The sequence below is a fragment of the Pseudomonas sp. S3(2024) genome (assembly GCF_036861315.1).
GTDB lineage: Bacteria > Pseudomonadota > Gammaproteobacteria > Pseudomonadales > Pseudomonadaceae > Aquipseudomonas > Aquipseudomonas putida_A.
On the sequence record NZ_JAZAQQ010000007.1, the window covers coordinates 294549 to 319927 of the forward strand.

Annotated in this window: 18 protein-coding genes; 14 read left to right on the plus strand and 4 right to left on the minus strand. The window is 60.1% G+C overall.

The window, feature by feature from the left end; all coding sequences use genetic code 11:
• The first annotated feature begins 9 nt into the window (after positions 1-9).
• Positions 10-324 (plus strand): hypothetical protein, encoded by a 315-nt coding sequence (locus tag VLA07_RS19460; RefSeq protein WP_108590594.1) that lies wholly within the window; start codon positions 10-12, stop codon positions 322-324.
• Between the two features lie 157 nt (positions 325-481).
• Here the strand turns inward: VLA07_RS19460 and VLA07_RS19465 are convergent, their stop codons facing one another.
• The gene (locus VLA07_RS19465; RefSeq protein WP_333990626.1) at positions 482-922 is read right to left on the minus strand and encodes a carboxymuconolactone decarboxylase family protein; all 441 of its coding nucleotides are present in this window, start codon (positions 920-922) and stop codon (positions 482-484) included.
• 312 nt (positions 923-1234) lie between these two features.
• Here VLA07_RS19465 and pdxR point away from each other — a divergent pair, with 312 nt between their 5' ends.
• The 4 genes from pdxR (at position 1235) to VLA07_RS19485 (ending at position 4638) form a co-directional block, all read left to right on the plus strand.
• Entirely contained in the window at positions 1235-2668 is a 1434-nt protein-coding gene (gene pdxR / locus VLA07_RS19470; protein ID WP_247269021.1) for a MocR-like pyridoxine biosynthesis transcription factor PdxR, read from the plus strand.
• Positions 2669-2791: 123 nt separating this feature from the next.
• On the plus strand, positions 2792-3085 hold the full coding sequence (locus VLA07_RS19475) for a putative quinol monooxygenase (RefSeq protein ID WP_003225668.1): 294 nt from the start codon (positions 2792-2794) through the stop codon (positions 3083-3085).
• Positions 3086-3281: 196 nt separating this feature from the next.
• The gene (locus VLA07_RS19480; protein WP_115989607.1) at positions 3282-3683 is read left to right on the plus strand and encodes a cupin domain-containing protein; all 402 of its coding nucleotides are present in this window, start codon (positions 3282-3284) and stop codon (positions 3681-3683) included.
• A 241-nt stretch (positions 3684-3924) separates the two neighbouring features.
• On the plus strand, positions 3925-4638 hold the full coding sequence (locus tag VLA07_RS19485; RefSeq protein ID WP_247269019.1) for an ATPase: 714 nt from the start codon (positions 3925-3927) through the stop codon (positions 4636-4638).
• A 165-nt stretch (positions 4639-4803) separates the two neighbouring features.
• Here VLA07_RS19485 and VLA07_RS19490 read toward each other — a convergent pair whose 3' ends face one another.
• Positions 4804-9699: an NAD-glutamate dehydrogenase gene (locus tag VLA07_RS19490; RefSeq protein WP_333990633.1), complete on the minus strand. Its 4896-nt coding sequence runs from the start codon at positions 9697-9699 to the stop codon at positions 4804-4806.
• Between the two features lie 685 nt (positions 9700-10384).
• On the opposite strand from VLA07_RS19490, the gene VLA07_RS19495 reads away from it, so the two are divergent.
• Entirely contained in the window at positions 10385-11563 is a 1179-nt protein-coding gene (locus tag VLA07_RS19495) for a colicin-like pore-forming protein (RefSeq protein WP_333990634.1), read from the plus strand.
• Positions 11564-12283: 720 nt separating this feature from the next.
• On the opposite strand, the gene VLA07_RS19500 is transcribed toward VLA07_RS19495, so the two are convergent.
• The gene (locus VLA07_RS19500) at positions 12284-13678 is read right to left on the minus strand and encodes a hypothetical protein (protein WP_333990636.1); all 1395 of its coding nucleotides are present in this window, start codon (positions 13676-13678) and stop codon (positions 12284-12286) included.
• A gap of 41 nt (positions 13679-13719) precedes the next feature.
• On the opposite strand from VLA07_RS19500, the gene VLA07_RS19505 reads away from it, so the two are divergent.
• The 8 genes from VLA07_RS19505 to VLA07_RS19540 all read left to right on the plus strand — a co-directional run bounded on the left by VLA07_RS19505 (position 13720) and on the right by VLA07_RS19540 (position 21482).
• Positions 13720-14025 (plus strand): hypothetical protein, encoded by a 306-nt coding sequence (locus VLA07_RS19505; RefSeq protein WP_333990638.1) that lies wholly within the window; start codon positions 13720-13722, stop codon positions 14023-14025.
• Positions 14016-14369, plus strand: coding sequence for a hypothetical protein (locus VLA07_RS19510; RefSeq protein WP_011334588.1), 354 nt, complete (start codon positions 14016-14018; stop codon positions 14367-14369). Before VLA07_RS19505 ends, VLA07_RS19510 begins: the two co-directional genes overlap by 10 nt.
• Before the next feature lie 270 nt (positions 14370-14639).
• Positions 14640-15599 (plus strand): AAA family ATPase, encoded by a 960-nt coding sequence (locus tag VLA07_RS19515; RefSeq protein ID WP_003218556.1) that lies wholly within the window; start codon positions 14640-14642, stop codon positions 15597-15599.
• Between the two features lie 5 nt (positions 15600-15604).
• The gene (locus VLA07_RS19520) at positions 15605-16549 is read left to right on the plus strand and encodes a DUF58 domain-containing protein (protein WP_333990702.1); all 945 of its coding nucleotides are present in this window, start codon (positions 15605-15607) and stop codon (positions 16547-16549) included.
• Complete coding sequence (locus tag VLA07_RS19525) at positions 16546-17043, plus strand: DUF4381 domain-containing protein (RefSeq protein ID WP_329698735.1); 498 nt, start codon at positions 16546-16548, stop codon at positions 17041-17043. Before VLA07_RS19520 ends, VLA07_RS19525 begins: the two co-directional genes overlap by 4 nt.
• Positions 17036-18115, plus strand: a complete 1080-nt coding sequence (locus VLA07_RS19530; protein WP_150368734.1) for a vWA domain-containing protein — start codon at positions 17036-17038, stop codon at positions 18113-18115. The genes VLA07_RS19525 and VLA07_RS19530 overlap by 8 nt, the downstream gene beginning before the upstream one ends.
• Positions 18112-19848 carry a tetratricopeptide repeat protein gene (locus VLA07_RS19535; RefSeq protein ID WP_333990705.1) on the plus strand — a complete coding sequence of 579 codons (1737 nt, stop codon included), beginning with the start codon at positions 18112-18114 and terminating at the stop codon, positions 19846-19848. The genes VLA07_RS19530 and VLA07_RS19535 overlap by 4 nt, the downstream gene beginning before the upstream one ends.
• Positions 19845-21482 carry a BatD family protein gene (locus VLA07_RS19540; protein WP_333990707.1) on the plus strand — a complete coding sequence of 546 codons (1638 nt, stop codon included), beginning with the start codon at positions 19845-19847 and terminating at the stop codon, positions 21480-21482. The genes VLA07_RS19535 and VLA07_RS19540 overlap by 4 nt, the downstream gene beginning before the upstream one ends.
• Before the next feature lie 85 nt (positions 21483-21567).
• Here the strand turns inward: VLA07_RS19540 and VLA07_RS19545 are convergent, their stop codons facing one another.
• The gene (locus VLA07_RS19545) at positions 21568-25191 is read right to left on the minus strand and encodes an RCC1 domain-containing protein (RefSeq protein ID WP_333990709.1); all 3624 of its coding nucleotides are present in this window, start codon (positions 25189-25191) and stop codon (positions 21568-21570) included.
• Between the last annotated feature and the right edge of the window lie 188 nt (positions 25192-25379).

The following is a 25379-nucleotide window of genomic DNA, read 5'->3' on the forward strand; positions in this document are numbered from 1 at the left end:
GAGGCTTGCATGAAATCACTGTGGAAAATCGCCCTCGGCGGGCTGCTGCTGAGCGCTTTCGCCAGCGCCCACGCCGAACAGCCGCTGGGCTGTGTGGAGGTGACGGTGGGCGGCTACAAGGCGCCGAATTACGATTGTCTGAGTCAGCAGATGGGCAACAATCCCGAAGGCGCTGCGGCTGCGCAGAAGAATCAGGAAGCGCTGAATGTGCCGGTGAACAAGCGGCCACCGAATCAGGTTGGGCTTGCAACCCCGGCCGCAACTGGAACACGCATGGGCAACACCTTCGGCACCTCAGTCAAACCACAGCGCCCACCAAACTGAAAACCAAACTTTGTGGCGAGGGAGCTTGCTCCCGCTGGGGTGCGCAGCGCCCCCAAACCTGCCGAACCGGTTTTGACTGACAGACCGCATGCAAAGGTTTTGCGACTGCTGCGCACCCCAGCGGAGCAAGCTCCCTCGCCACAGGGTTATGTGCACGTCAGTCGCTGGGGGTCTGGCGGAAGCTTACTGCAAGGCGATTCCAGCTGTTGATGATGGTGACGGCCATGGTCAGATCCACCAGTTCCGCCTCACTGAATTGCGCTTTGGCCAACTGATAAACATCGTCCGGCACGTGACTCTCGGCCAACAGCGTCACTGCCTCGGCCCAGCCCAGTGCGGCGCGTTCACGGGGGTTAAAGAAGCCGCTGTCGCGCCACACCGCGATCGCATACAAGCGCCGCTCACTCTCCCCGGCCCGCCGCGCGTCCACCGAGTGCATGTCGGTGCAGAACGCGCAGCCGTTGAGCTGCGAAGCGCGGATCCTGATCAGTTGCAACAGTGGCGCCTCAATGCTCAGGTCGCTAGTCAGCGCCTCCATGGCGATCATCGCTTTCATCGCCTTGGGCGATGCGTTGTAGTAGTCCAGACGCGGGGACATGGCAGCTCTCGGGAAGCGGAATGATGAGTTCACGGTAAGCGCAGAGCTGCCGGCGTTACAGCCCCAATTCCACGGAAAACCGCTACACCACTGCCCCCCGGCCAAACACACAACCTTGTAGGAGTGAGCCTGCTCGCGATAGCGGTCATTCAGTCACCGCCATGTTGGATGTGCCGACCTCATCGCGAGCAGGCTCACTCCTACAAGGGGGATGGTGACCAATTTCGGGTTTTTGTGCTGCGCAACTACTGCCAATCACGCAACAGCGGTAATCTGGCCGACACTTCAATCGCCCTCCGGAGCCGCGTCGGTATGGAACTTCACGTCGTGATCAATGGCCGCAAGGACCTCGCCGGCCAGCTATACAACCAGCTGCGCGGCGCCATCGAGTCCGGGCGTCTGGCCGCCGGCACGCAGTTGCCGCCCAGCCGTCTGCTGGCCGAGCAACTGGGGATCTCGCGCAAGACCATTTCCGACACCTACGCGCAGCTGACTTACGAAAATTTCCTCACCGGGGTGATCGGCAAAGGCACCTACGTCAACGCCCGCCCGGCGCAGATTCAGCGCAAGCAAAGCCACACCGAACTGGCCAGCGCCGAGGTGATCGAGCGTTGGCGCAATCTGCCGGTGTTCTTGCGCCACCCGTCGCTGGAAGGTTCGTTGCGCTATGACTTCATCGGCGGCGCCACCAGCAAGGGCCAGTTCCCGCATGACGACTGGCGCCGTTGCGTGTCGCACGCGATGCGCCAGATGGCCGGCTCCAAAGGCTTCTACAGCGTGCCCGAAGGCCTGCCGGCGCTGCGCAATGCGATTGCCCGGCACATCGCGTTTTCGCGCGGGATCAACTGCCAGGACGAAGACATCGTGGTGTGCAACGGCGCGCAGCAGGCGCTGGACCTGATCACTCGCGTGCTGATCAGCCCCGGCAGTCGGGTGGCGATGGAAGATCCGGGGTATCCGCCCGCGCGGTTGCTGTTCGGCACCCACGGCGCCGAAGTGGTCGGAATCCCGGTGGATGCCGAGGGGATTGTGGTCGAGCAGATTCCCGAGGGCACGCGGATGATTTACGTCACGCCGTCGCACCAGTTCCCGCTGGGCATGCCGATGAGCCAGGCGCGCCGGGAAGCCTTGCTCGCCCGCGCTTATGAGCTGGGCGCGATCATCATCGAGGACGACTATGACAGCGAATTCCGCTACGAAGGGCGGCCGACGGACTCACTGTTCAGCCTTGATCAGCGCGGCATCGTGGCCTACGTCGGCACCTTCTCCAAGACCCTGCTGCCGGAGCTGCGCCTGGGTTACGCGATCCTGCCGCCGGCGATTCTCGAAGCGGTGATCCGCGCCAAACAACTCACCGACCTGCACGCCTCGACCCTGCCGCAATGGGCGCTGGCCAAGTTCATTGCCGAAGGCTGCCTGCTCAAGCACATCCGCCGTTGCCATACGATTTACGCCCAGCGCCGCGAACGGATTCTGGCGCGCATGGCCGGTGATCTTTCGCCGTGGCTGGAGGCGATTCCGCCCAGTGCCGGGTTCCACATGGCGGTGTTGTGCAAGGTGCCGATCGACCTGGCGCTGGTGATCGAACTGGCGAAAAAAGTCGAGGTCGGGCTGTATTCCATCGACGGATTCCATTACCGGCAACCGGTGAAGAGCGGTCTGTACTTCGGCTTCGGCGCCATTGAAACCCTCGATATCGACACCGCTCTGGATCGCCTGCGCGACATTCTGCAACAAGTGGCGTGAATGATTGGTCTGGGCGATTAACCGCCGATTGGTTATTGGTGATCAGCAGGTGCAGGCCTATTCTGCACAGGCGTTATCCCTCAATGAGCAGGATTCGTCCGGCCTGATTCAGGAGTGTGAGCAATGTCCAACGAAGTGATCAACACCGTACAGGTGCGCGCCGCCGCCGGGCGTTCGGAAGAACTCGGCCGGCAGTTGCAGAAGATCGTCGACACCTTGCGCCAGACACCGGGTTGCGACGCCTACATGGTCGACCGCTGCCCCGAGGACAGCCAGCGCTGGACGGTGAGTGCACGCTGGCAGTCGGAAGCGGCAATGCAGGCGCACTTCAACCGGCCCGAGGCGCAGGGGTTTATCGACCTGATTGATAGCCGCTTGGCAAATAGTGTGGATTTCAACAGTTTCCCGATCGTCTGATCTGCCCCCTTCGCGAGCAAGCCCGCTCCCACATTGGAATGCAATCAACTGTGGGAGCGGGCTTGCTCGCGAAGGCGTATTCAGCCGCACCGCCGAACGACTGATTGGTCACCCGATCTTCCCGAATATTGGCCGTTTGAATACCCCACCCCGCAGACTACTGTGGTCACCACCCCTCCCCAACTGGTGATCCAAGATGAAAGCCCTGCACCTCTTCACCGCCGTTCTCGCCCTGTCCATGTCTGCCGCCGCCCTGGCTCACGACCCATCCGAGAAAGTCACCGTCCTGCAAGACCAAATGCTGAAAAACGCCCCCGGCAAGAAAGCCATGATGATCGAAGTCGACTACAAACCCGGCCAGTCCTCGATCGCCCACAAACACGACGGCACCGCCATGGCCTACGTGCTCGAAGGTGAAGTGATTTCCCAGGTCAAGGGAGAACAGCCGATCACCTACAAGAAAGGCCAGTTCTGGTACGAACCGGCCGGCTCCGAACATCTGGTGTCGAAAAACGCCAGCAACAGCAAACCGGCGAAGTTGCTGGTGTTCATGGTGTTGGCCCCGGACGAGCAAGTACTGATCCCCTTGAAAAACTGATGGTTGTTGGCACAGCCATAAATAAAAAGGCGCAAAACACTGTTTTGCGCCTTTTTATTTCCCGAGGCAATTAACCGATTCGCCTTAAAGCCAATAAAACTAATGCATCGCCACAACTCGAAAAATTGTCAGCTTATTTACAGGTTGGCGGGTTTAGTCTGAATCAACTGTCGTGCGCCCGTCACAAACAGCCGCGACAACGCTGACTTTCCGACTGAAGTTGCTTCACGGGAGATTCACCATGAAACTTGCCTTTGCCAGTACCCTGGCGATATCGGTTTTAGCCTTGTCCGCCTGTTCAGTACCCACCGCGCCGAAAGCGGTGTCGTCCCTCGATACCCTGTTCACCCAACCGGTCGGCCGCAGCAGCGCCGCCCAGGTGCAAAGCGGTCCCGGCGTTTCACTGGGCGTGGTCTACAGCCCCAGCACCCTGACCAACCGCGAATATCTGCGTGACTATCAGGCCAACGCCGGCACCGGTTTCGGCCAGAGCCTGCTGGTGCAGCCGATCCACGACGCCTACGTCAACACCTCGAAACCGGACATGGCCGTGGACTGGGTCAAGGCCTCGCTGCAACGGCAGTTCGGCTCGGTCACGGTGTACCCGGACATGCAGAGCCTGCGCGCGGCGCACCCCGATGTGGTGGCGATCGTCGACACCCACAGCCAGTTGATTACCTCGCGCAGCTCCGACATTAAGGCCGATGTCAGCGCGGATTTTTATGATGCGAAGTTGAATTACATCGGCACGGCGAAAGGTTCGGAGGCCAAAGAACTGACACCGGTTTGGGCGGACTTCAAACGTTCGGAAGAGATCGTCGCTGATATTAATCAACAGCAGGATGTGCAAGTGCGGGCGCTGCAGAAGTTTGATCAGTCGCTGAGTAATTTATTGACCAGACCGACAGATAAAGTGTCGATGCTGGATAACAAACAAGCACATAAGTTGTATTGATAGTCAGGCCCTCATCGCGAGCAGGCTCACTCCTACAGGGGGAAAACGCATTCCAACTGTAGGAGTGAGCCTGCTCGCGATAAGGCCGGAACAAACACCACAAAATCCAGACATAAAAAAGCCCCGGCATCTCACGACACCGGGGCTTCTTCATTCAACCACTACTCAGGCCAGTTCAAGCTCGGCATTCGCAGCAGTCGCAGGCACCACCGCCTGACCGCTCAACGCGAGGTCAAGCAGCTCACGGTTGGCCACGGCGTACATGGCGTAGTCGGTGCCGCTCGCAGCACGGATTTCCACCAGCATGGCGCGCCAGCGCTCGATCATGCTTTCGTGCTGTGCCATCCACAGCGCCAGGCGTGCTTCCACGTCCTGAGTGCCGTCGCCCTGTTGCAGGACGGAGATGGTGATCGCACGTTGCTGCCAGTCCACATCATCACGGAACGCTTCACGGGCCAGGGCCTGCCAGTTGTTTTCAACCGGCAGCGCGCTGATCTGTTGCAGGTACCAGGTGATGTCCAGCGCACTGCCCACGGCGAAGTAGGCCTTGGCCACTTCGGCCGGATCCTGGCCAGTGACGTCGGACGCTTCGATGATCGGCAGCAGGGTGTACAGGTGCGAGGTACCCGCCACCATACGCGCCAGCAACTCCGGAACACCGGCCGCGACGTAAGCCTGATAACGCGCCTGCCAGTTTTCGCGGATTTCGCCGCTCAGCAGTTCGTCGAGCTTCAGACCCAGCTCCTTGAGGTGCGGACCGAAGTGCGCGACGTCACGGGCAGCGTTCTGCTCGTTGCGACGGGCACGCAGGAACCAGCGGGTAGCACGGCGGCCCAGACGCATCAGCTCGTCCATCAGCTCCAGTTGCACGTCAGCGGAGACCTGATAGTCCAGCGCTTCGATCTGACGGAACCAGTGCGGGAGGTGGAAGATGTCACGCACGATCACGTAGGCGCCGGCCACGTTCGCCGGGCTCATGCCGGTCGACTCTTTGAGTCGTTGAACGAAGGTGATGCCCATGTGGTTGACCAGATCGTTGGCGATCTGGGTGCTGACGATCTCGCGCTTCAGACGGTGACGACGCATGGCTTCGGAGAACTTGCTGACCAGGGTCGGCGGGAACGCCGTTTCCATGTCGCGGGTCAGGTAGTCGTCGTCCGGCACCAGCGAGTTCAGCAGCTGTTCCTTGAGGTCGATCTTGCTGTACGAAATCAGCACCGACAGCTCGGGACGGGTCAGGCCATGGCCTGCCGCAACGCGCTCGTTGATCTGCTCTTCGGTCGGCAGGAACTCGATGGCACGGTCCAGCTTGCCACGGCCTTCCAGATCGCTCATCAGACGCTTGTACTCGGCAATGCGCTCGTAGGCACGACGCGCCGCCAGGGACAGGGCCTGGGTCTGCTTGTAGTTGTTGCCCAGCACCAGACCACCGACTTCGTCGGTCATGCTCGCCAGCAACTGGTTGCGTTGCTTGTCGGTCATGTCGCCGGCCTGAACCACTTCGTTCAGCAGGATCTTGATGTTCACTTCGTGGTCGGAGCAGTCCACGCCACCGGCATTGTCGATGAAGTCGGTGTTGGAGCCGCCGCCATTCAGACCGAATTCCACGCGACCCAGTTGGGTCATGCCGAGGTTACCGCCCTCGCCCACGACTTTGCAGCGCAGCTCGTTGCCGTTCACGCGCAGTGCGTCATTGGCCTTGTCGCCCACGTCGGCATGGCTTTCGGTGCTGGCCTTGACGTAAGTGCCGATACCGCCGTTCCACAGCAGATCCACCGGCGCCTTGAGCAAGGCGTTCAGCAGTTCGGTCGGGGTCAGCTTGTCGGCCTTGATGTCGAAGCGTTCTTTCATCTGCGGCGAGATGGCGATGCTCTTCGCGCTGCGCGAGAAGATGCCGCCGCCTTCGGACATGATGCTGGTGTCGTAGTCGGTCCAGGCCGAACGCGGCAGGTCGAACATGCGCTGACGCTCGACGAAGCTGGTCGCCGGGTTCGGGTTCGGATCGATGAAGATGTGCATGTGGTTGAACGCGGCAACCAGTTGCAGCTTGTCCGACATCAACAGGCCGTTACCGAATACGTCACCGGCCATGTCACCGACGCCGACCACAGTGATGCTGTCTTCCTGAACATTGATGCCGCGCTCGCGGAAGTGGCGCTGTACGCCGACCCACGCGCCCTTGGCGGTGATGCCCATTTTCTTGTGGTCGTAACCGGCGGAACCACCGGAGGCGAACGCGTCCCCCAGCCAGAAGCCGTAGTCGATGGCGATGCCGTTGGCGATGTCGGAGAAGGTCGCAGTGCCCTTGTCCGCTGCCACCACCAGGTACGGGTCATCGTCGTCATGCCGCACGACGTTGGCCGGCGGTACCAGCGCGCCGTCTTTCAGGTTGTCGGTGATGTCCAGCAGACCCGAAATGAAGATGCGGTAGCAGGCGATGCCCTCGGCCGCGATCTCGTCACGGCTGCCGCCCAGTGGCAGACGACGCGGCAGGAAGCCGCCCTTCGCACCCACCGGCACGATGACCGAGTTCTTCACTTGCTGGGCTTTCACCAGACCGAGGACTTCGGTACGGAAGTCTTCTTCACGGTCGGACCAGCGCAGACCACCGCGCGCAACGTTGCCGAAGCGCAGGTGTACGCCTTCGACGCGTGGCGAGTAAACGAAGATTTCGAACTTCGGTACTGGCTTCGGCAGCTCTGGAATCGCGTGCGGGTTGAACTTGAAGCTGAAGTACGACTTGTTCTGGCCGTTGGCATCAGTCTGATAGAAGTTGGTGCGCAGGGTGGCTTTGATCAGGTCCAGGTAACGACGCAGGATGCGGTCTTCGTTGAGCACCTGAACATCGTCCAGTGCGGTCAGAATCGCCTGTTCCAGACGCTGTTGCTTGTCTTCCAGATCATCGCTGCCCAGCTTGCGCGCCAGGTAGAAACGGGTCTTGAACAACCGGGTCAGCTCGCGAGCGATGTCGGTGTGGTTGTTCAGGGTGCTGGCGATGTAACCCAGGTCGAAGCCCAGACGAATCTGCTTCAGGTAACGCGCGTAGGCACGCAGCAGCGCCACGTCGCGCCATGGCAGACCGGCGGTCAGCACCAGACGGTTGAACGCATCGTTCTCGGCATCGCCACGGACGATGTGGACGAACGCGTCCTGCAGGGTGTCGTTGAGTTGCTGGATGTCCAGCTCCAGACCTTCCGCCGCGGTGAACGCAAAGTCGTGGATCCAGAACTCGCGGCCGTTGGTGTGGCGCAGACGGTACGGGAACTCACCCAGCACCCGCAGGCCGAGGTTTTCCAGAATCGGCAAGACGTCGGACAGGGCCAGCGGGGTGTCGGCGTGGTACAGCTTGCAATGCAGCTCGCGCTGACCGGACACCTGGCCCAGCGGCTGATAGAAGCTCATCACCAGTGGATTTTTTTCGTTCAGGCTCAGCAGGTGCTGCATGTCGACCACGGCCGAATGCGCCGCGAAACGCTCGCGGTAGCCGGCCGGGAAGCCTTTCGGGAAATCCGCCAGCACGTTGGTGCCGTGGGCTTCGCCGAAGCTTTCGACGGTCAGTGCGGCGTAGTCGTCCTGCCAGCTGCGGCAGGCCTGTACAACTTCTTTTTCCAGCAGCAGCGGATCGATGTCGATGCGGTTCTTCGGATCGACGCGCAGGATCAGTTGCACGCGAGCCAGCACGGACTCGGAGAAGAAGGTCCAGAACTCGCAGTCGGTGGCCTTCAGGCGCTCCATCAGCACCTGCTGGATCTTCTGGCGCACTTCGGTGGAATAGATGTCGCGCGGCACGTAGGCCAGGCAGTAGCAGAAGCGACCGTACGGGTCTTTGCGCAGGAACACGCGGATCTTGTTGCGTTCCTGGATCTGCACGATCGACATCACGGTGCTGAACAGTTCGTCGACCGGAGTCTGGAACAGGTCGTCACGCGGCAGCACTTCGAGCACCTGCGCCAGTTCCTTGCCCAGGTGAGCCTTGGACTGGAAGCCGGAACGGCGTTCGATTTCTTCGACCTTGCGACGGATGAACGGAATGACCCGCACGCTCTCGCCATACACCGAGGAGGTGTACAGGCCCATGAAGCGGTGTTCCTTGATGACGTTGCCGTCAGCGTCGATTTCACGGATCGACACGTAATCCGGGTAGGCCGGACGGTGTACGCGGCTCGGGTGCGCAGCCTTGGCGAACGACAGCAGGGTCGGTTCGCGCAGGTAGTTCACTGCGTAGTCTTCGATGTGCCGGTCTTCGTTGGTCAGACCGGTGCGCAGCAGTTTGGTCAGACCGAGGAAGGAGTTCTGGTCGTATTCGATATGGCCGCCATCGGCCTGATCGACAACGGTGAACTCTTCGTAGCCGAGGAAGGTGAAGTGGTTGCCCACCAGCCATTCCAGGAAGCTCTTGATTTCGGTCTTTTCGTCGGCATCGACGGCGAATGCGCTGTTATCGAGCTTGGTGAGGATCTCCTGCACCTTGGCCTTCATCGGCTCGAAATCAGCGACCGCGACGCGCACTTCACCGAGCACCTGCTCCAGCTCTTTGCTCAGCACATTCAGTTCGGCCGCGTTGGCGCAGCGGTCGATTTCCAGGTACATCAGCGACTCGTGCAGCACGCCTTCGCCGGTGCTGCCCTTCGGCAGGATTTCCAGCAGCTCACCCTTGCTGCCACGACGTACGCTGAGCACGGTGGTCTGCAGGGTGTGGATGCTGTAGCCGCGGCGGTTCAGCTCGGTGCGGACCGAGTCGACTAGAAACGGCAGGTCGTGGTGCAGCACTTCGACCGCGGTGTGGGTCGACTGCCAGCCGTGGCGTTCGTAATCAGGGTTGTAGACGCGCACTTGCGGTTGCGCGTGATCGAAGCGCTCAAGCAGGCGCCACGCGGAAAGAGTACAGCCAGCGAGGTCGGAGAGGCGACGTTGAGTCAGCTCGTCCAGGGAAATGATGCCGAAGAATTGTTCAGCGAACAGCGCCACTTGTGGCAGTGCCTGTTCACTGATGTGCTGCGCCAGTGCCGCTTGCAGTTGGTGCTGGAAGTCGGCTTTGCTGGCTGCGGTGAAGAACGCCATCTGTGGTACTCCGCTTAAGCTTGTTATTGATGGAAAGCGTCGCGTGCAACACCCCTTTCGGGGCTTGTGTCGCCCTGTTCCTGATTCTCGGGCAGAGGAAACAGGGGACAGGTGGGTGAAGCTGGACGAGACACTCAGGTCACATTCACCTTCCATTGAATGGGCATCTGCAAAAACGACTGTCGAGGCTGCCGACAATGTCTTTACGGGTGCTCATCCGTTGCGCAGCTTAATGGGTGCGACAATGTGTCTGCTTGCGGTGCTGCGACATATTCGGTCATTGGCACGTAAACGCGGCCCCGCGCACCGGTAAACATTAGCAGCCAAAGAGAATTCTCGCGCTTCAGGTGGCCGTTCAACAGGCAAGCGCACCTGAAATGACCGATTACCTGAAATTCGTTCCTGCCACACCTTTCCTCCTTGGAAAATCACCCAGCCAAAGCTTACACAGCCTTCGATTGTTCGCACTAAAAAAACCAATAAAAACAACAAGTAGAAACACACTAAAGAATGCTTACAAACTGACAAGAAATGTCTCACATAATTTGAAGACCGAATTCCTACAGCACGATTTGAACGCAAAAATCTGCAGTGCTATCTATATAAGCGCACCCCATAAAAAACCAGACATCATTTGTCAACCTGACCCACGGAACGGGTCTCTATCAAAGAAAGGAATCAACACATGCGACAACTTGAACTTCCGACAACAATAATCTACGGCGATGGCTCCTGGGAAATCATCAATTTGAACCCTGGCACCATTCGCGGAGATATTCTCAAGAATTATCCGCTGGGCAACCCGATGCATGGGCTCACACTGGCGATAGAAAGTGACTATCTGGAAAAAAAGCACAATTTAGAACAAGGCTTGCAAATAGAGTTAAACATTATAGACAGCAGGCACCCACCGCTGACCCACCCTACTCCCGATACATGGCTAAACAAAGCCACCAACATTGTCAATGAATTGCTTTTTCAAAAAAACACCGAGCTGCAGCAAAAATTAAGGGATATTAAAACGTCGCAACAATATGCGAAGTTACAAGCCACTTACGACGCCATGCTTCTGAACGAACAAATCGCAAATCTTCAAGACCGCCAGACCAGGCTGTATGCCGAAATAGCTCGGCGACAGGCCGAGGCCCTCGCCCAACAGCAGGCCGCCGAAGCGGCGCGACAAGCTGAAGAGGCGCAAAGACAAGAGCAGGCGCTTCAGGCTGCTCTGCGACTGGAGGAAGAAAAACAGCGGATCGCTGCCGAAGCGGAGGCCAAACGTATTGATGACTACAAACGCGCGGTGGCTTACGTCGCCGACGCGAACAAATTCATCCTCGAGAAATACGGCGTCAAGCTGCATCAAGTGGTGATGGATCTTCAAAAGGATGTATCAGGGAAAAAGATCAGGAGCTACAACGAGGCGCTGCGAACGTTCGAGCAGGTGCGAACCAACCCGAATGCAAGGCTCAGCCCGCAGGATACCCGTGCGGTTGTCGACGCACTGAACGCGCTGGACAAGGCGTCCTACATGGACAGTGTCAATCGGCTCGCCAAAGGATTTGGCGTAACCGGAAAAATCGTGCAGGCGCATTCTGTTGTGGAAAAGGCAATCATCGGTTTTCAGGATGGAAACTGGAAACCCCTGTTACTCGAATTCGAAAGCATTGCCGCAGGAGCCGGAGCAGGGATGCTGGTCGCTCTCATAGCACCACCAGTGCTAGCTGCTTTTTCGTTTCCACCCGTAATTGCTGTAGTCGCTACCGGTCTCCTCGTGGCTGGCGTTGCCGCTTTACTCGATGCCAAAACCGTGGAAAAGATAAATGACACAGTATTCACGCTAGTTGAAACGACGCCAGCGCATTAATACTCTGCCTGCCGGTTCAATTAATTGAGCCGGCCACCAAACAAGGATTACACGGTGCAAAACACTCCTGAGCCATCCATATCAACCGCATGTTTTATATCCATGCTGGCGCCGATCCTCCTCATCAACCTAATAGTTCCAATCATTAACGAGCACCATCCTATGCTGCTCGATTCTGCTCTACAAAACTATCTGATCGAAAACATCGGCTTCTGGTCATCCAAACTCCCTCTAAGCTCCAGGATAACCACGAATTACATTGCGGTATTTGCGCCAATATTCAGCTTAATATTCCTGTACCGATGCTTTAAAATATCCGACCAGATATTTGAAAGAGCAAACAAACTTTCACTCATAAAATATTCCTTATCGCTCATTGCCCTGCTTTTATTTTGCTCTATCTTCACCTATGAAGCTTATTTAAACTCCACCGACCTCATGAGCCGCGACTCAAAACTGAGGATCATGGGTCAGAATTTTCTATTCTATTCAACGTACTCTTCAGGCGTTTTTCTTTTCGTATTCTTACTCCCCCCGATTCTCTTTCAGCTCCTGTTTTACGTTCCTTACCGCACAATCATGCACTTTAGAAAACAGCCCTCAGAACTCAAAAAAGATTCAAGGCAACATCCTCAGGAACCACCTCGAAGAAAAAAAGGAAAGCAGCCACATTGAGCTTATGCCTTCCCTTTTTCCTGGGCCGCTTAGCCCCCATAAACATCAGTCAGGCAGCTCCTCGAACGCCCTGAATTTGCTCACGGTGGCACAGTCGTAACACATGGTTTTCAGGATCAATTTATCCATGCTGGCGTCGATATTGCTGGAGTCACACTCTCGGCAAAACAGCCTCAAATGACCGAGCAGGTCGCTGTCAAAAGCTGCACGGGAGAAGAACTGCGGCACCAGTTCATCGCGCCAATACATTCCCGGCGACTTGGAAAACCCGGCACCGCTGTCCTTGAGCACTACGTCATACAACAACCGATGTAACGCCGATTGCGGTACCCGCGAATCACGGTGTGCGTTTTTGCGCCAGTTCCGAGTCAGGGCATCCTGAGCGGTCCCGAGCATGTTGCGCGGGATGGTGTTGGACGCATGATTGCGACCTTTGGAGTTACCGGTGGCGTAGAAGTGCGCAGCGTTTTTTACTGCCAGGCGGGCGAAGTAGTAGAGCTGGCTTACGGAAAAATCCTGCAGGAGTTGCCCCACAACCGTTTCGGCACGCGCCTCGGCCGTGAACGAAAAACTGACTTCGTTGGCCAGCACTCGGATGTATTGAAGCGATTCTTCTCGGGCCAGATCGAAAATCAGCCCGTAGAGTTCGCTCTTCCAGGCGACCTGAATCTCGCCGGATAACTCCTGATATAGCGTCAGGTACAGGCTTTCCCGATTACAGCGCGCAACGCCGCCGAGTGCCACATTAGGCTGCCAGCGCACTGCAGAATAGTCACTGATACTGCAACCCTCAGTGCGATCGAAGGCCCTGATATCAGAGCTCGTCGCGACCGTTAACACGCCCGCCTCGTGCAGACTCTTCAATCTTTCCTCGCTGGCCTCGACGCTCGGTGCCAGATGTTCGCTTCGGGATGTCGCGCTCAACGGCGCGATCCATTCGGGATGGCTGCCATTGCCATCGTCAAGCAAGGCCAGCAACGTCAGTTTCTGCACAAACCCAAGGGTCGAATACGGCACCGCGGGACTCGGTACACCGAAGCGCGATTCAAGTTCGCGTCGATCACGCTCGGCCTGCGCCGCCAATTGTTGCTGATTAACCTGGCAACATGCCTGGCAAGTACACGCCATGCGTCGGCCATGGCGGGCGGATGCAGAGTATCGGTGCTCGCACCGTATGCACTTGTAAGGATGACGCTGCGAGACCGGAGTGCCCCGGGCGTGCCGACGTACCCACATCGGCACATCGCAATAGGGGCATTTCAGATCCTGACTGACAATCGGCGGCAAAACCTTGAGCAAGCTGCGAACAGTGGCAGGGATCTGATACTCGACCAGAAGCGCAGCGCTTTTTTCTCCGTCCAGATATCGCTGATAAATCTGCTCAATCTGATCGTCGGACAGGTGTGCAATTTCCTCAGCGCGTTCGAAATACGGATGCATTGAAAGAGGTCCCTTTTTTCGGTTTGAGATGACGCACTCCTTTGCGTTCGAACCGCAAAATAATGACAATCGTGGCGATAAAACAAGCGAAAAAGCAGAAAATGGCTGCCAAGTTCAAACAAGTAATTTTCCCTGCGGCGTCCTCGGAAATTTCAACCCTCAACCCAGAATTCATCTGTCGGAATTTTCCTTTTTCATTGATTCCGCCAGGTTTCACGCACCCTCTTGTTGCAGTCGTCAATAAAGCAACCCACGCAAGAGAGCAGCGCAAATGCGCCAAGGCTGGCAAAATCGCGCTTTCGATTGCACTTAGCGCCCGTCGGCCAGGAATTCCCCCATGCAAATGACCACCGCCCTACTGATCGTCAACCCGTGCGACGACGAAGAAGACAACATGGCCATGCTCTGCTGCCATAGCGACAAGGGCGACATGTTTCTGATGAGCCGCTATCCGGACGAGGACGAGCTGGAGATCACCCTGGATGGCGAGCCTTCGACGCTCGACGGCGTGAAAGTCACCCTGTCCAAGACCCTGCTGAAGATCGAAATCGCTGCGGCAGATGCCGATGCGTTGAATGGCGATGATGTGCTGGAGATCACCTTCAACCCGGACATGGTTGATCTGGCTGAAGTTGAAGAAACCCTGAAGAACATCCTTGATGGCACCGGGACCTATATCAGCCAGATTTGATATCGGCTGGACTGGCCTCATCGCGAGCAGGCTCACTCCTACAGGTATGGTGTACGACGATCCATTGTAGGAGTGAGCCTGCTCGCGATAGGGCCGGTACCGGCAACCAATCACTCCCCTGCTACAAAATTCCAACAAATCCCCCAGTCATTTCCCGCACTTTGCGCAAAATGCCGTTAGTCGCCGCCCCCCTCGATGGATTAAAGTAACGCCCCCAGCCCCGGCGTTATCCGAACGCCTGTGGCCACCCCTTTCCAGGAACAGTCACCGATGGAACATCGTGAAGCGCTGCTGGCGCTGCGAACCTTTCTTTCAACGCAGATTCTCGGCCAGGAAAAACTCATCGAGCGTTTGCTCATCGCCCTGCTCGCCGACGGCCACATGCTGGTCGAGGGCGCTCCGGGTCTGGCCAAGACCAAAGCGATCAAAGAACTCGCCGAGGGCATCGAAGCCCAGTTCCATCGCATCCAGTTCACCCCGGACCTGCTGCCGGCCGACATCACCGGCACCGAGATCTATCGTCCGGAAACCGGCAGTTTCGTGTTCCAGCAAGGGCCGATCTTCCACAACCTGGTGCTGGCGGACGAAATCAACCGGGCCCCGGCCAAGGTGCAATCGGCGCTGCTCGAAGCCATGGCCGAACGTCAGGTCAGTGTCGGGCGCAGCACTTACGAGCTGTCGCCGCTGTTTCTGGTGATGGCCACGCAGAACCCGATCGAGCAGGAAGGCACCTACCCGCTGCCGGAAGCGCAGCTCGACCGTTTCTTGATGCACGTCAAAATCGGTTTCCCGGATGCTGCCGTCGAACGCCGGATCCTGCAGCAGGCCCGTGGCGAAGCGCTGAATGGCGAAACCAAACCGGAACGCCGAGTCAGCCAGCAGGCGATTTTCGCCGCGCGCAAGGAAATCCTTGGTCTGTACATGGCCGACGCCGTAGAGGAATACCTGGTGCAACTGGTCATGGCCACGCGCACCCCGGCCAAGTTCGACCCGGAAATGGCCGAGTGGATCGCCTATGGCGCCAGCCCACGCGGCTCGATCGCCCTCGACCGCTGCGCCCGGGCCCACGCCTGGCTGGCCGGGCGCGACTTCGTCAGCCCGGAAGACATTCAGGCCGTGCTGTTCGACGTGTTGCGTCACCGCATCATTCTGTCGTTTGAAGCCGAAGCCGCCGGCATCGATCAGGATCGGGTGGTGCAGCGGATTCTCGACGTCGTAGCCGTCGCTTGACCCCCATGAACGCCCACCTGCCGTCCGAACCGGGCATCCGCATCAGCCTCACCGATCTGATCGAGATGCGCCACCGTGTGCGCGAAGTGCAGCTGTTTTCCACACCCAGTCAGCGCAGTCCGCTGATCGGCCTGCATCACTCGAAATTCCGTGGTCGCGGGGTCGACTTCGATCAGGTGCGGGTCTATCAGGCCGGCGACGACGTGCGCACCATCGACTGGCGCGTGACCGCGCGTACCCAGGAGCCGCACACCAAGCTGTTCCATGAAGAACGCGAGCGACCGATTTTCATCATGGTCGAGCAAAGCACGCGGCTGTTTTTCGGCTCCGGGCTGATGTTCAAGTCAGTGCTCGCAGCGCAAGCGGCGGCGTTGATCGGCTGGGCCGCGCTGGGGCACAACGACCGGGTCGGCGGACTGGTGTTCGGCGATAACGAGCATTACGAAATCAAACCGCGCCGCAGCAAGCAGAGCCTGCTGCAATTGCTCAACCGCCTGGTGAAGGTCAATCAGTCGCTGCACAGCGAACGCGAACCGGACCGCGATGCCCTCGGCGTGGCGCTGCGCCGGGCGCGTGAGGTGTTGCGCCCGGGCAGCCTGGTGATCGTGATCTGCGACGAGCGCGCGCTGTCCGACAGCGCCGAGCAGCAACTAAGCCTGCTGTCGCGTCATTGCGATCTGTTGTTGTTGCCGCTGTCCGATCCGCTGGACCACGCCCTGCCTGCCGCCGGGCTGCTGAGATTCGCGGAAAGAGGCGCACAACTGGAACTCGACACGCTGAATTTCGAGCTGCGCCAGACCTATCGCGCTCAGGCCGAAGCACGCATCGCCCGCTGGGAATTGGTCGCGCAAAAACTGCGGGTGTTGTTGATGCCGTTGAGCACGCAAAGCGAAATGGTCGAGCAGATGCGCGAGTTCCTCAATCCGCAGCGCCCGGGGAGCAGTCGATGAACGGCCTCGAACAACTGCAACCGCTGATCTCCCCGCCGCCCATCGACTTCTGGCCACCGGCGCCGGGCTGGTGGCTGCTGCTGTTATTGCTGCCGTTGCTTGGGTTCGCAGTGTGGCGTTTGCGTCGGTTCATTCCGATCAGGAAACGCCCGATCGTGCGCGCCGAACAACCGCTGGACCCTGTGCGCATCGCCGCGCTGGCCGAACTGGCCCAGATGCCCAAACCCTACGACGGCGCACCGGCCGGGGCTTGGCTGCAGCAGCTCAACGGTCTGCTCAAACGCCTGTGCCGCAACCACTACCCCTACAGCCAGAGCCACACGCTCAATGGCCGCAAATGGCTGGCGTTTCTCGACAACCGTTGCCCGGCCGCCGGCCTGACTCGCTGGATGGTGCTGGTCGAAGGCGCCTATAAACCCGAATGCAAACTCGACGACAAAGCCATCGCCGGCCTGACCCAAGCCGTCGACACCTGGATTCGCAAGCATGTTTGAGTTCGCCTGGCCGTGGATCTTCGTGCTGCTGCCGCTGCCGTGGCTGATGCGTCTGGTGCTGCCGGTGGCCGACAGCGGCGAGCCGGCGCTGCGCGTGAGTTTCCTCTCCGACCTCGAAGGTCTGGCACGGCGCCGGGCCCGCGCCAACCTGCCGGCGTGGCGCCAGCAAGCACCGTTCCTGCTGCTGTGGCTGTTGCTGCTGAGCGCCGCGGCGCGTCCGCAATGGCTCGGCGAACCGTTGCCGATCGCCGCCAGCGGCCGCGATCTGCTGGTGGCGGTGGACGTGTCCGGCTCGATGGATTTCCCCGACATGCAGTGGCAGGACGAAGACGTCAGTCGCTTGTCGCTGGTCCAGCATCTGCTCGGGGATTTCCTTGAAAGCCGTGATGGCGACCGCGTCGGTCTGATCCTGTTCGGCAGTCAGGCCTATCTGCAGGCACCGCTGACGTTTGACCGCCATACCGTGCGCGTCTGGCTCGATGAAGCGCGCATCGGCATCGCCGGCAAGAACACCGCCATCGGCGATGCGATTGGTCTGGCGCTGAAGCGCCTGCGCATGCGTCCGGCACAAAGCCGGGTGTTGATTCTGGTCACCGACGGCGCCAACAACGGCGGCGAAATCGATCCGCTGACCGCAGCAAAACTGGCCGCCAGCGAAGGGGTGAAAATCTACCCGATCGGCATCGGCGCCGACCCCGAAGACAGTGGCAGCACCGGCCTGCTCGGGGTCAATCCGAGCCTTGACCTTGACGAACCGGCCCTCAAAGCCATCGCCAATGCCACTGGCGGCCAGTACTTCCGCGCCCGCGACGGCAAAGAGCTGCAAGCGATCCGGGACACCCTCGATCAACTCGAACCGGTGACCCAGCAACCAACCCAGGCGCGCCCGGCGCAAGCCTTGTATCAGTGGCCACTGGCGTTGGCCCTGCTGCTGAGCCTGTTGCTGGTCGCCCGCGAATTGTGGCCGGACAATCCGCTGCAACGCCTGTTTACCAAGGAGCTGTATCTGCAAAGTCCGTTGCCTGACTGGCGCGAGCGTCTCAAGCGCCTGCGTCTGCGGAGGCGCCGATGATCGCGCTCTGGCCGCACTGGTTCCGCCCTTGGTGGCTGCTGCTCCTGCCGCTGCTCGGCTGGCTGATCTGGCAACTATGGCACCGGCAGAAACGCGCCGGACGCTGGCAGATGATTCTGCCGCCGGCGTTCCACGCGACGCTGCTCAGCGGTGGCAATGGCCGCGCCAGCAAGCTGCCGTGGGTCGCCCTTGGCGTGGCGTGGCTGCTGACCATCGTCGCCCTGCTCGGGCCCAGTTGGGAGCGCGTCGAACAGACCAGCCAGAAACCTGCCGACCCGCTGGTCGTCGTTCTGGAGCTGACCCCGGAAATGCTCGCCACTGACTCGCCGCCAACGCGACTGGAACAGGCCCGGCGCAAGCTGTTCGACCTGTTGCAGGCACGCAGCGATGCGCAGACCGCGATCGTTGTCTACGCCGGCAGCGCGCACACCTTGGTGCCGCTGTCGGATGACCTGGCGACCAGCCACAATCTGCTCGACGCCCTCAAGCCGTCGCTGATGCCGGAAAGCGGCCATCGCGCTGATCTCGGCGTAAGCAAAGCATTGGCCTTGCTCAAGCAAGGCGCGCTCGGTCAGGGACGGATTCTGCTGATCGGCTCCTCGCTGACCGAAGAAGAACGCCAAGGCATCCGCCGCGCCCTCGACCAGCAATCGGCGCAACTGCTGATGCTCGGCATCGGCACCGCTGAAGGCGCGCCGATTGCCCAGGAGGACGGCAGTTTCCTCAAGGACGAACAGGGCGCGATTCGCGTGCCGCAACTCGACAGCCCGGGCCTTGGCGCATTCCTCGCCAGCGTCGGTGGCGAATATCACAGCGCGCGTCTCGACGAATCCGATTTGCGCGCCCTCGGTCTGCTCGATGGCCCGCGCAGCCTGCGCGACGATGGCCAGACCGTGCGCCTCGACACTTGGGCCGATCAGGGTTACTGGCTGTTGTTGCCGCTATTGCTGCTGGCCGCCTGCGCCGGACGACGTGGCTGGTTGTTTTGCCTGCCCTTGCTGCTGTGCCTGCCGCAGCCGAGCTACGCTTTTGACTTCGAAGACCTGTGGCTGCGCCCCGACCAACAGGGCCTGCACTTGCTCAAGCAGAAACGCCCGGCCGAGGCTGCCGCACACTTCGAAGATCATCAGTGGCAAGGGGTAGCGTTGTACGAGGCCGGCGATTACAGTGGCGCCGCTCAGCGTTTCGCCGAAGGCAGCGATGCCCGCGCCCACTACAATCGCGGTAATGCGCTGGCGAAAAGTGGTGAGCTGGAAGCCGCCATCGATGCCTACGAGCAAGCGCTGGAACTGCAACCGGATTTGCGCCCGGCGCTGACCAACAAGGCCCTGGTGGAAAACCTGCTCAAGCAGAAGAACACCCCGCCACCGGCCGAACCACAGCCACAACCGGCGCAGCCGAACGTGCCCGGCGATGAATCGCCACCAGCGACCGCGCCACCACCCGCGGTGAAAAGTGACACCCCGAGCGAGGCGCAGCCCGGCGAGTCCGCCAACGAACCGCCGCCGACCACCCCGCCGCAGCCAGGCCCCAACGAAGTGCCGGGCAGCAATGAAGCGGAAGAAACCGACACCGTGCCGACGCTGCGTCCGAGCGAGGACAACCTCGAAGGCGAGCAGCGTCAGGCACTGGAACAATGGCTGGGCAAGATCCCCGACGACCCGGGCGAATTGCTGCGACGCAAATTCTGGTACGAACAGCAACAACATCAGGATCAGGAAAAAACTCGATGACCCGTTTCACCGCTCTCTTGCTGCCCCTGCTGCTCTGCACGGCCACCGCCCAGGCGGCCGAGCTGACGGCCAGCGTGGATCGCAGTCGACTGAACTCCGGCGAGACGGTCGAACTCACCCTCGAAACGGATGATGTCACGCAGTTCGGCAAACCCGACCTGACGCCGCTGGAGCCGTTGTTCGAGGTACGTGGCACACGCCAGGTCAACCAGTTGAACACCCTCAATGGCGACAACCGCGCCACCACGCGCTGGATCATCACCCTGCTGCCGAAAGAGAACGGCAGTGTGGTCATTCCGCCGTTGCAACTGGGTGAGGTGCAGAGCCAGCCGATCACCGTGCAAGTGGTCGAGAGCGACACCCGCGAAGAGAAAAACAACCTGGATCCGGTGTTCATCGAAGCCAGCCTCGACCAGCCCAGCGTGTACGTGCAGGCCCAGGCGATCCTGACCCTGCGCATCTACCATTCGGTGTCGCTGTACGACGACAGCAGCCTGACCCCGCTGCAAATCGCCGACGCGCGCATCGAGCAACTGGGCGACACGCGCACCTACGAAAAAGACATCAACGGCGTGCGCCATGGCGTGATCGAGATGCGCTATGCAATCTACCCGCAGCACAGCGGCTTGCTGCTCATTGCCCCGCAGACGTTCAGCGCCACGCTGGTCGACACGCAGCCCAGCCAGGACGCGACCGCGCAGGGCCCCAAACCCGGCAAGCTGTTGCGCGTCAGTTCCTCGGAGATTCCGCTGACGGTCAAACCGAAACCGCTGACCTACCCGGCCGATGCACCGTGGCTGCCCGCGCGCAGCCTGAGCCTGAGTGAAAGCTGGAACCCGGAGCCGGATCACCTTCAGGTCGGCGATTCCCTGACCCGCAGCCTGACCCTGAAGGCCGAAGGCCTGGCCAGTTCGCAGCTCCCGGCCCTGCCCGCCACAGAGGCCAACGGCCTGCGCCGTTACCCGGATCAACCGGTGCTGAGCAACCAGAGCGGCGAGCGCGGCCTGATCGGCAGCCGTGAAGAACGCGAAGCGCTGGTGCCCAGCCGCAGCGGCGCGATCGAGTTGCCGACCGTCGACGTGATATGGTGGAACACCTTCGAAGATCATCTGGAACACACCAGCCTGCCAGCGCGCACCCTGCAAGTAGCGAACAACCCGAGCCTGCAGGTCGACGCCCCGGCCGGCACATTACAAGTGAACGCCGCCGATAACGATGTGTTGTGGTGGTGGAAACTCAGCACGCTGATCCTCGCCTGCACCACCCTGCTCGGCTTCGGCCTGTGGTGGCGTGCGCGCTGGCAACCGGCGGTGCATCGCGCCGCGCAAACCGGCCCAAGCCCGCGCACCTTACTGGACGACATCAAACGGGCGTGCCAGGCGAATGATCCGCAAGCGACCCGGCAGGCACTCGATGCGTGGGCGCGGCAGCAGCCGGAGACACTGGCGGATATGGCGGCGCGGTTTGTGCCGTTGTCGGATGCGCTGGATGGGCTCAATGGCGCGCTGTACAGCGAGACGGGGCAGCATTGGCAGGGCGAGGATTTGTGGCGGGCGATCCGTACCATTCCGGCGGCCGAGCGGGTGCAGGATCCGGTGGGTGACAGTGGGTTGCCGCCGCTTTATCCGAAGTAAAAGGCAAAAGATCGCAGCCTGCGGTAGCTCCTACATTTAGTCGTAGGCGCTGCCGCAGGCTGCGATCTTTCAGGCGTTGGCGGTGTTATGAGGTTTGTTCACTTTCCGCCGCTTCAAGCAGTCGCGTCTCACGCATCCCCAAACCACGGGACAACGCTGTAGCTTCGTAGAAGATTTTGCCGTTGAGCTGATCGGCGACGGCATCGCTGTTACCGCCGGCCGGGCCACGGCCCCAGGTCACGACTTCGCCGCTGGAGGTCAGCGCGGCGAAGGCATGGGTGTTGCCATAAATGGCGCGGACGTTGATCAATCTGGCCGCAATGGCATCCGGGATTACACCACCTCGATCAGCAACCCCCCAGGCTACAACAGTACCGTTGGCCCGCAGTGCGGCAAAAGCAACTCCCCCGCATACTACCTGTACGACGTCAGTCAGTAATGCAATCGCCGTTGGAACTACCTGAGCTCCCCACCCCACGACACGCCCGCTGCTCAGCAGTGCGACGAATGATCCATTGTTACCCGTTACCGTCAGGATATCCGTCAATAAAGCGATCGGCGCAGGAACGTTTGCGCCGTGTGCCCCGCTCCCCCAGGCAACAACGCTGCCATTGCTACGTCGCGCGGCAAAGGCTGCTCCGGTTCCGCTCAGTTCCACAATGTCTTCAAATATCCCAATCCCGGCAGGTACATCCCCCCCATGAGTGGCACTGCCCCAAGCCACCACTGAACCATTGGCACACAGGGCCGCAAAGGCGTAACCGGTAGCGACTATATCAACGATGTCAGTCATTTTTCCGATGGACTCCGGCACATTACCTCCGTAGCTTTGGTGCCCCCAAGCGACGACCGAACCATCGGCCCGAAGCGCAGCAAAGGCGTAGGTGTTGCCAATCACTTTGACGACATTCCTTAGTGTAGGTATCGGCTGTGGAAGCGTTGCCCCCAAACCGGGATTTCCCCACGCCACCAGACTTCCATCGCGACGTAGCGCACAGAACACATAACCGTTGCCGCTCACTGCCACGATATCCCGCATAAGACTGACCGGTTCGGATACCAATCCTCCGTCTTCTTTGCGTCCCCAAGCCACCACCCCGCCACTGGCCTGACGTGCCGCGAAGGCATAACCGCAGGCACTCAGCGATATGGCATCAGAAATGGCCGGTAACAAATCTCCTAAATTTCCACCCCGACCAGGGCTGCCCCATGCCACCAGGGCGCCACGCTCAGTCCGTGCTGCAAAGGCCGCGTTGTTTGCTTCATGGCCGGATATAAAATTACCGTTCCCGCACAGGTTCTGCGGATTGATCGTCACCTGATCATCGCTGATCCGCACATGCAGCAGCCGGTCCGGGCGGGTGTCGCGGAAAGTCGTGCCGCTGACCTCGCCCTCCTCGCCGTTATACCGCCACCAGGCCCTGATCGGCTGCCGGGTGGTTGCATCCAGCGCGGTCAACCACGCAGTCCCGCCGCCATAAATCTGGTAATTCCCCCGCGAGCGCGCGCCCATCACCAGCAACCGGCCTGTCCCCAGCGATGCACGCACGTCATAAACCGCCACCCGCGAATACTGGCGACCACCGGCCTGACGCACCACGGTGCAGTCCAGCGAGATCTCCCGCCCGACGTTGGCCAACACCACCGACTGCGGCACGCTGATCAGTTTGTCGCGCCCCGCTTCTCCGCTCTCCACGCGAAACGGCACGATGGCGGTGCCGCCTCCGGCAACGCCGATCCAGCGGATCTCACCGCTGTCGCCCACCCTCAGGCCATACGCCGCAGCCAGACGCACGGTTGCACCTACCGCTGGCACCGCGCTCGCATCAATCTGGTCGCCGCGCGCGTCGTCAATTGAGGGCGGATCGAAATCCAGCAGGGCATTGCCGACCCGCAAGGTCAGTGGAAATGAGTAACCCAGGGTCTTGCCGTCACGCACAATGAAATAGTCGATGACAATCCGGCGATTGAGGTTGTTGGTCACAAACTGTTTAGGCACCGTGAACGGCACTTCCTTACCCGCAGTTTGCGTTGTAAGACGCAGTGAGCCAGTGGTGCTGCCGTTACCGCCCGTACCGCGCCAGCGATAATTCACCAGGTCTTCGGGCAGTGTCTGCAGATACGGCACAATCAATTTACAGCCCAGCGGTGGGACGGCTTCCGGATCGATCAACGACGTGCCAGGCACCGCCTCTTCAACGCGCGGCGTCACGAACAGCGGTTGCACTTCGCCCACCTGCATCTCGAACGGCAACGACTCGCGCACGTTGAGTGTCGCCTCATCATCATTGGCGACGGTATAGAACACCGAGACCTGCAAGCCGTCGAAACGCTGGATCTCCGCGTTCGAGACATTGCGCAACACCGGCTCGTCATCCGGTACATCGCCAACCGGGCGCGGGTCTTCGTAATAGACGATGCCACCGCCGGGCCGCGTGGCCTCCCAGATCAGCGTCAACAGGTCACTGGCGGCGCGTCCGGCAAACCATGGAATGCGCACGGTGGCCCAGCGTTCGTCCGGGTTCAGCGTACCGGTAGGGGCTTCGTCCACCGTAGGAGACGGCAGTCGGAAGGTCTCCCCCGTCACCGAGATGCCGACGGTCTTGGACGGCCGATCGGCCGCGCCCGTTCGCTTGAGTATGTAGGAGACACTGGCCCGGCCTTTGGCAATGGCTCGCACCTTGTCGTTCGGAACAGTGAACACCAGCGCAACACCGACCCGCGTCACCGGCAGCTCTACCGGGCCATGGTTGATCGGTACGCCCTCGGCGTTGATTCCTCGCCAGGTCAAGGCGACGACATCCTGCTCCTGGAAGTTGCCAGCGGGGGTATTGACCAGAACGTTCACGTCGTCATCGTTCAATTCGTCGAGGTCGATTTCGTAAGTCTGCGGATCGGCCTCCAGCACGATCGGCGCATCGAGCCGATTTCCTTTCAGATCCACCACGACTCGGGTTTGCGCCGACCACAGGGAACGTGGATCGGGATAGTTGCCACACTCGTCGATCACCTGGTACGTCACGATCACCCCGGCGCTGTCGCCCGCCTCCTCGATCAGTGCTTGATCGATGGTCACGACCAGCGGGTTAGCGTCAGGGTCGTCAATATGTTTTTGCTCGACAAGGACGACTTTCTCTACGCTGCCCCACGCCACTTTGACACGGTCGTTGATACGCATGAAGGGGTACGGCAGGATCGTGATCGGCACACCCGCCGCGGCCTCCTCGGGGCCGACGCCATTGTCGATGATGCTTTGGGGAATGTGGTAGCGCAGGTTCTGGTTGCCGGGCGTTGACTGGTCGTCATCGAAGCCGCCGGGGCGATCCAGTTTGACGAAGAACTTTTGCAGCGGTGTTGACTCAGGTTCCTGAAACGGCCGGGTCACTCGATAAAAAACCGGATAGGCCTCACCTCTGCGGATATGCCCCTCATCGATAACCCCTTTGATGAGTTCGTTTTCATCTTCCGGCTCGATGTCTTTACTCCAAACCGGCGCCTGCAGGTCGCCCCAGAACACCTCAAGCAGATCACCCGCCTCCATGACCAGCCAGGGAGGAACCAGAAATTCGACGCCTCCCTCCACGGCGGCCACCGGCAAACCACCGTCATAGCCCTGCACGGGAGTCTTGAGTTTGGTGATCCTTATGGGCTTGAGCGCGTTCACGCCTGGATCAGAAGACGTAGAGGCTGATGGTGATTGCGTTTTCATACAAGCAACTCCTCAAGTGACAGAAAGCCCCGGCCTGACGCCTTGGCGACTGCGCTATCCCATCACCCAATGCTGTCGGCCAGCTACTGTCAGATCTGACAGTAGCGACAGACGGCATCGGCCACGACCTCCTGATCTTTCAAGCCTTTGGGCAAGTCCGCCCGTTTGCCAGTAAACTCCCCCCTCTT

Bases quoted from the DNA above. Each gene is read 5' to 3' on its own strand.
- VLA07_RS19525 (WP_329698735.1), top strand. From the start codon at position 16,546: ATGAACGGCCTCGAACAACTGCAACCGCTGATCTCCCCGCCGCCCATC.
- VLA07_RS19485 (WP_247269019.1), top strand. From the start codon at position 3,925: ATGAAACTTGCCTTTGCCAGTACCCTGGCGATATCGGTTTTAGCCTTG.
- VLA07_RS19490 (WP_333990633.1), bottom strand. From the start codon at position 9,699: ATGGCGTTCTTCACCGCAGCCAGCAAAGCCGACTTCCAGCACCAACTG.
- VLA07_RS19475 (WP_003225668.1), top strand. From the start codon at position 2,792: ATGTCCAACGAAGTGATCAACACCGTACAGGTGCGCGCCGCCGCCGGG.
- VLA07_RS19500 (WP_333990636.1), bottom strand. From the start codon at position 13,678: ATGCATCCGTATTTCGAACGCGCTGAGGAAATTGCACACCTGTCCGAC.
- VLA07_RS19540 (WP_333990707.1), top strand. From the start codon at position 19,845: ATGACCCGTTTCACCGCTCTCTTGCTGCCCCTGCTGCTCTGCACGGCC.
- VLA07_RS19520 (WP_333990702.1), top strand. From the start codon at position 15,605: ATGAACGCCCACCTGCCGTCCGAACCGGGCATCCGCATCAGCCTCACC.
- VLA07_RS19515 (WP_003218556.1), top strand. From the start codon at position 14,640: ATGGAACATCGTGAAGCGCTGCTGGCGCTGCGAACCTTTCTTTCAACG.
- VLA07_RS19535 (WP_333990705.1), top strand. From the start codon at position 18,112: ATGATCGCGCTCTGGCCGCACTGGTTCCGCCCTTGGTGGCTGCTGCTC.
- VLA07_RS19460 (WP_108590594.1), top strand. From the start codon at position 10: ATGAAATCACTGTGGAAAATCGCCCTCGGCGGGCTGCTGCTGAGCGCT.
- VLA07_RS19480 (WP_115989607.1), top strand. From the start codon at position 3,282: ATGAAAGCCCTGCACCTCTTCACCGCCGTTCTCGCCCTGTCCATGTCT.
- pdxR (WP_247269021.1), top strand. From the start codon at position 1,235: ATGGAACTTCACGTCGTGATCAATGGCCGCAAGGACCTCGCCGGCCAG.
- VLA07_RS19545 (WP_333990709.1), bottom strand. From the start codon at position 25,191: ATGAAAACGCAATCACCATCAGCCTCTACGTCTTCTGATCCAGGCGTG.
- VLA07_RS19510 (WP_011334588.1), top strand. From the start codon at position 14,016: ATGCAAATGACCACCGCCCTACTGATCGTCAACCCGTGCGACGACGAA.
- VLA07_RS19495 (WP_333990634.1), top strand. From the start codon at position 10,385: ATGCGACAACTTGAACTTCCGACAACAATAATCTACGGCGATGGCTCC.
- VLA07_RS19465 (WP_333990626.1), bottom strand. From the start codon at position 922: ATGTCCCCGCGTCTGGACTACTACAACGCATCGCCCAAGGCGATGAAA.
- VLA07_RS19530 (WP_150368734.1), top strand. From the start codon at position 17,036: ATGTTTGAGTTCGCCTGGCCGTGGATCTTCGTGCTGCTGCCGCTGCCG.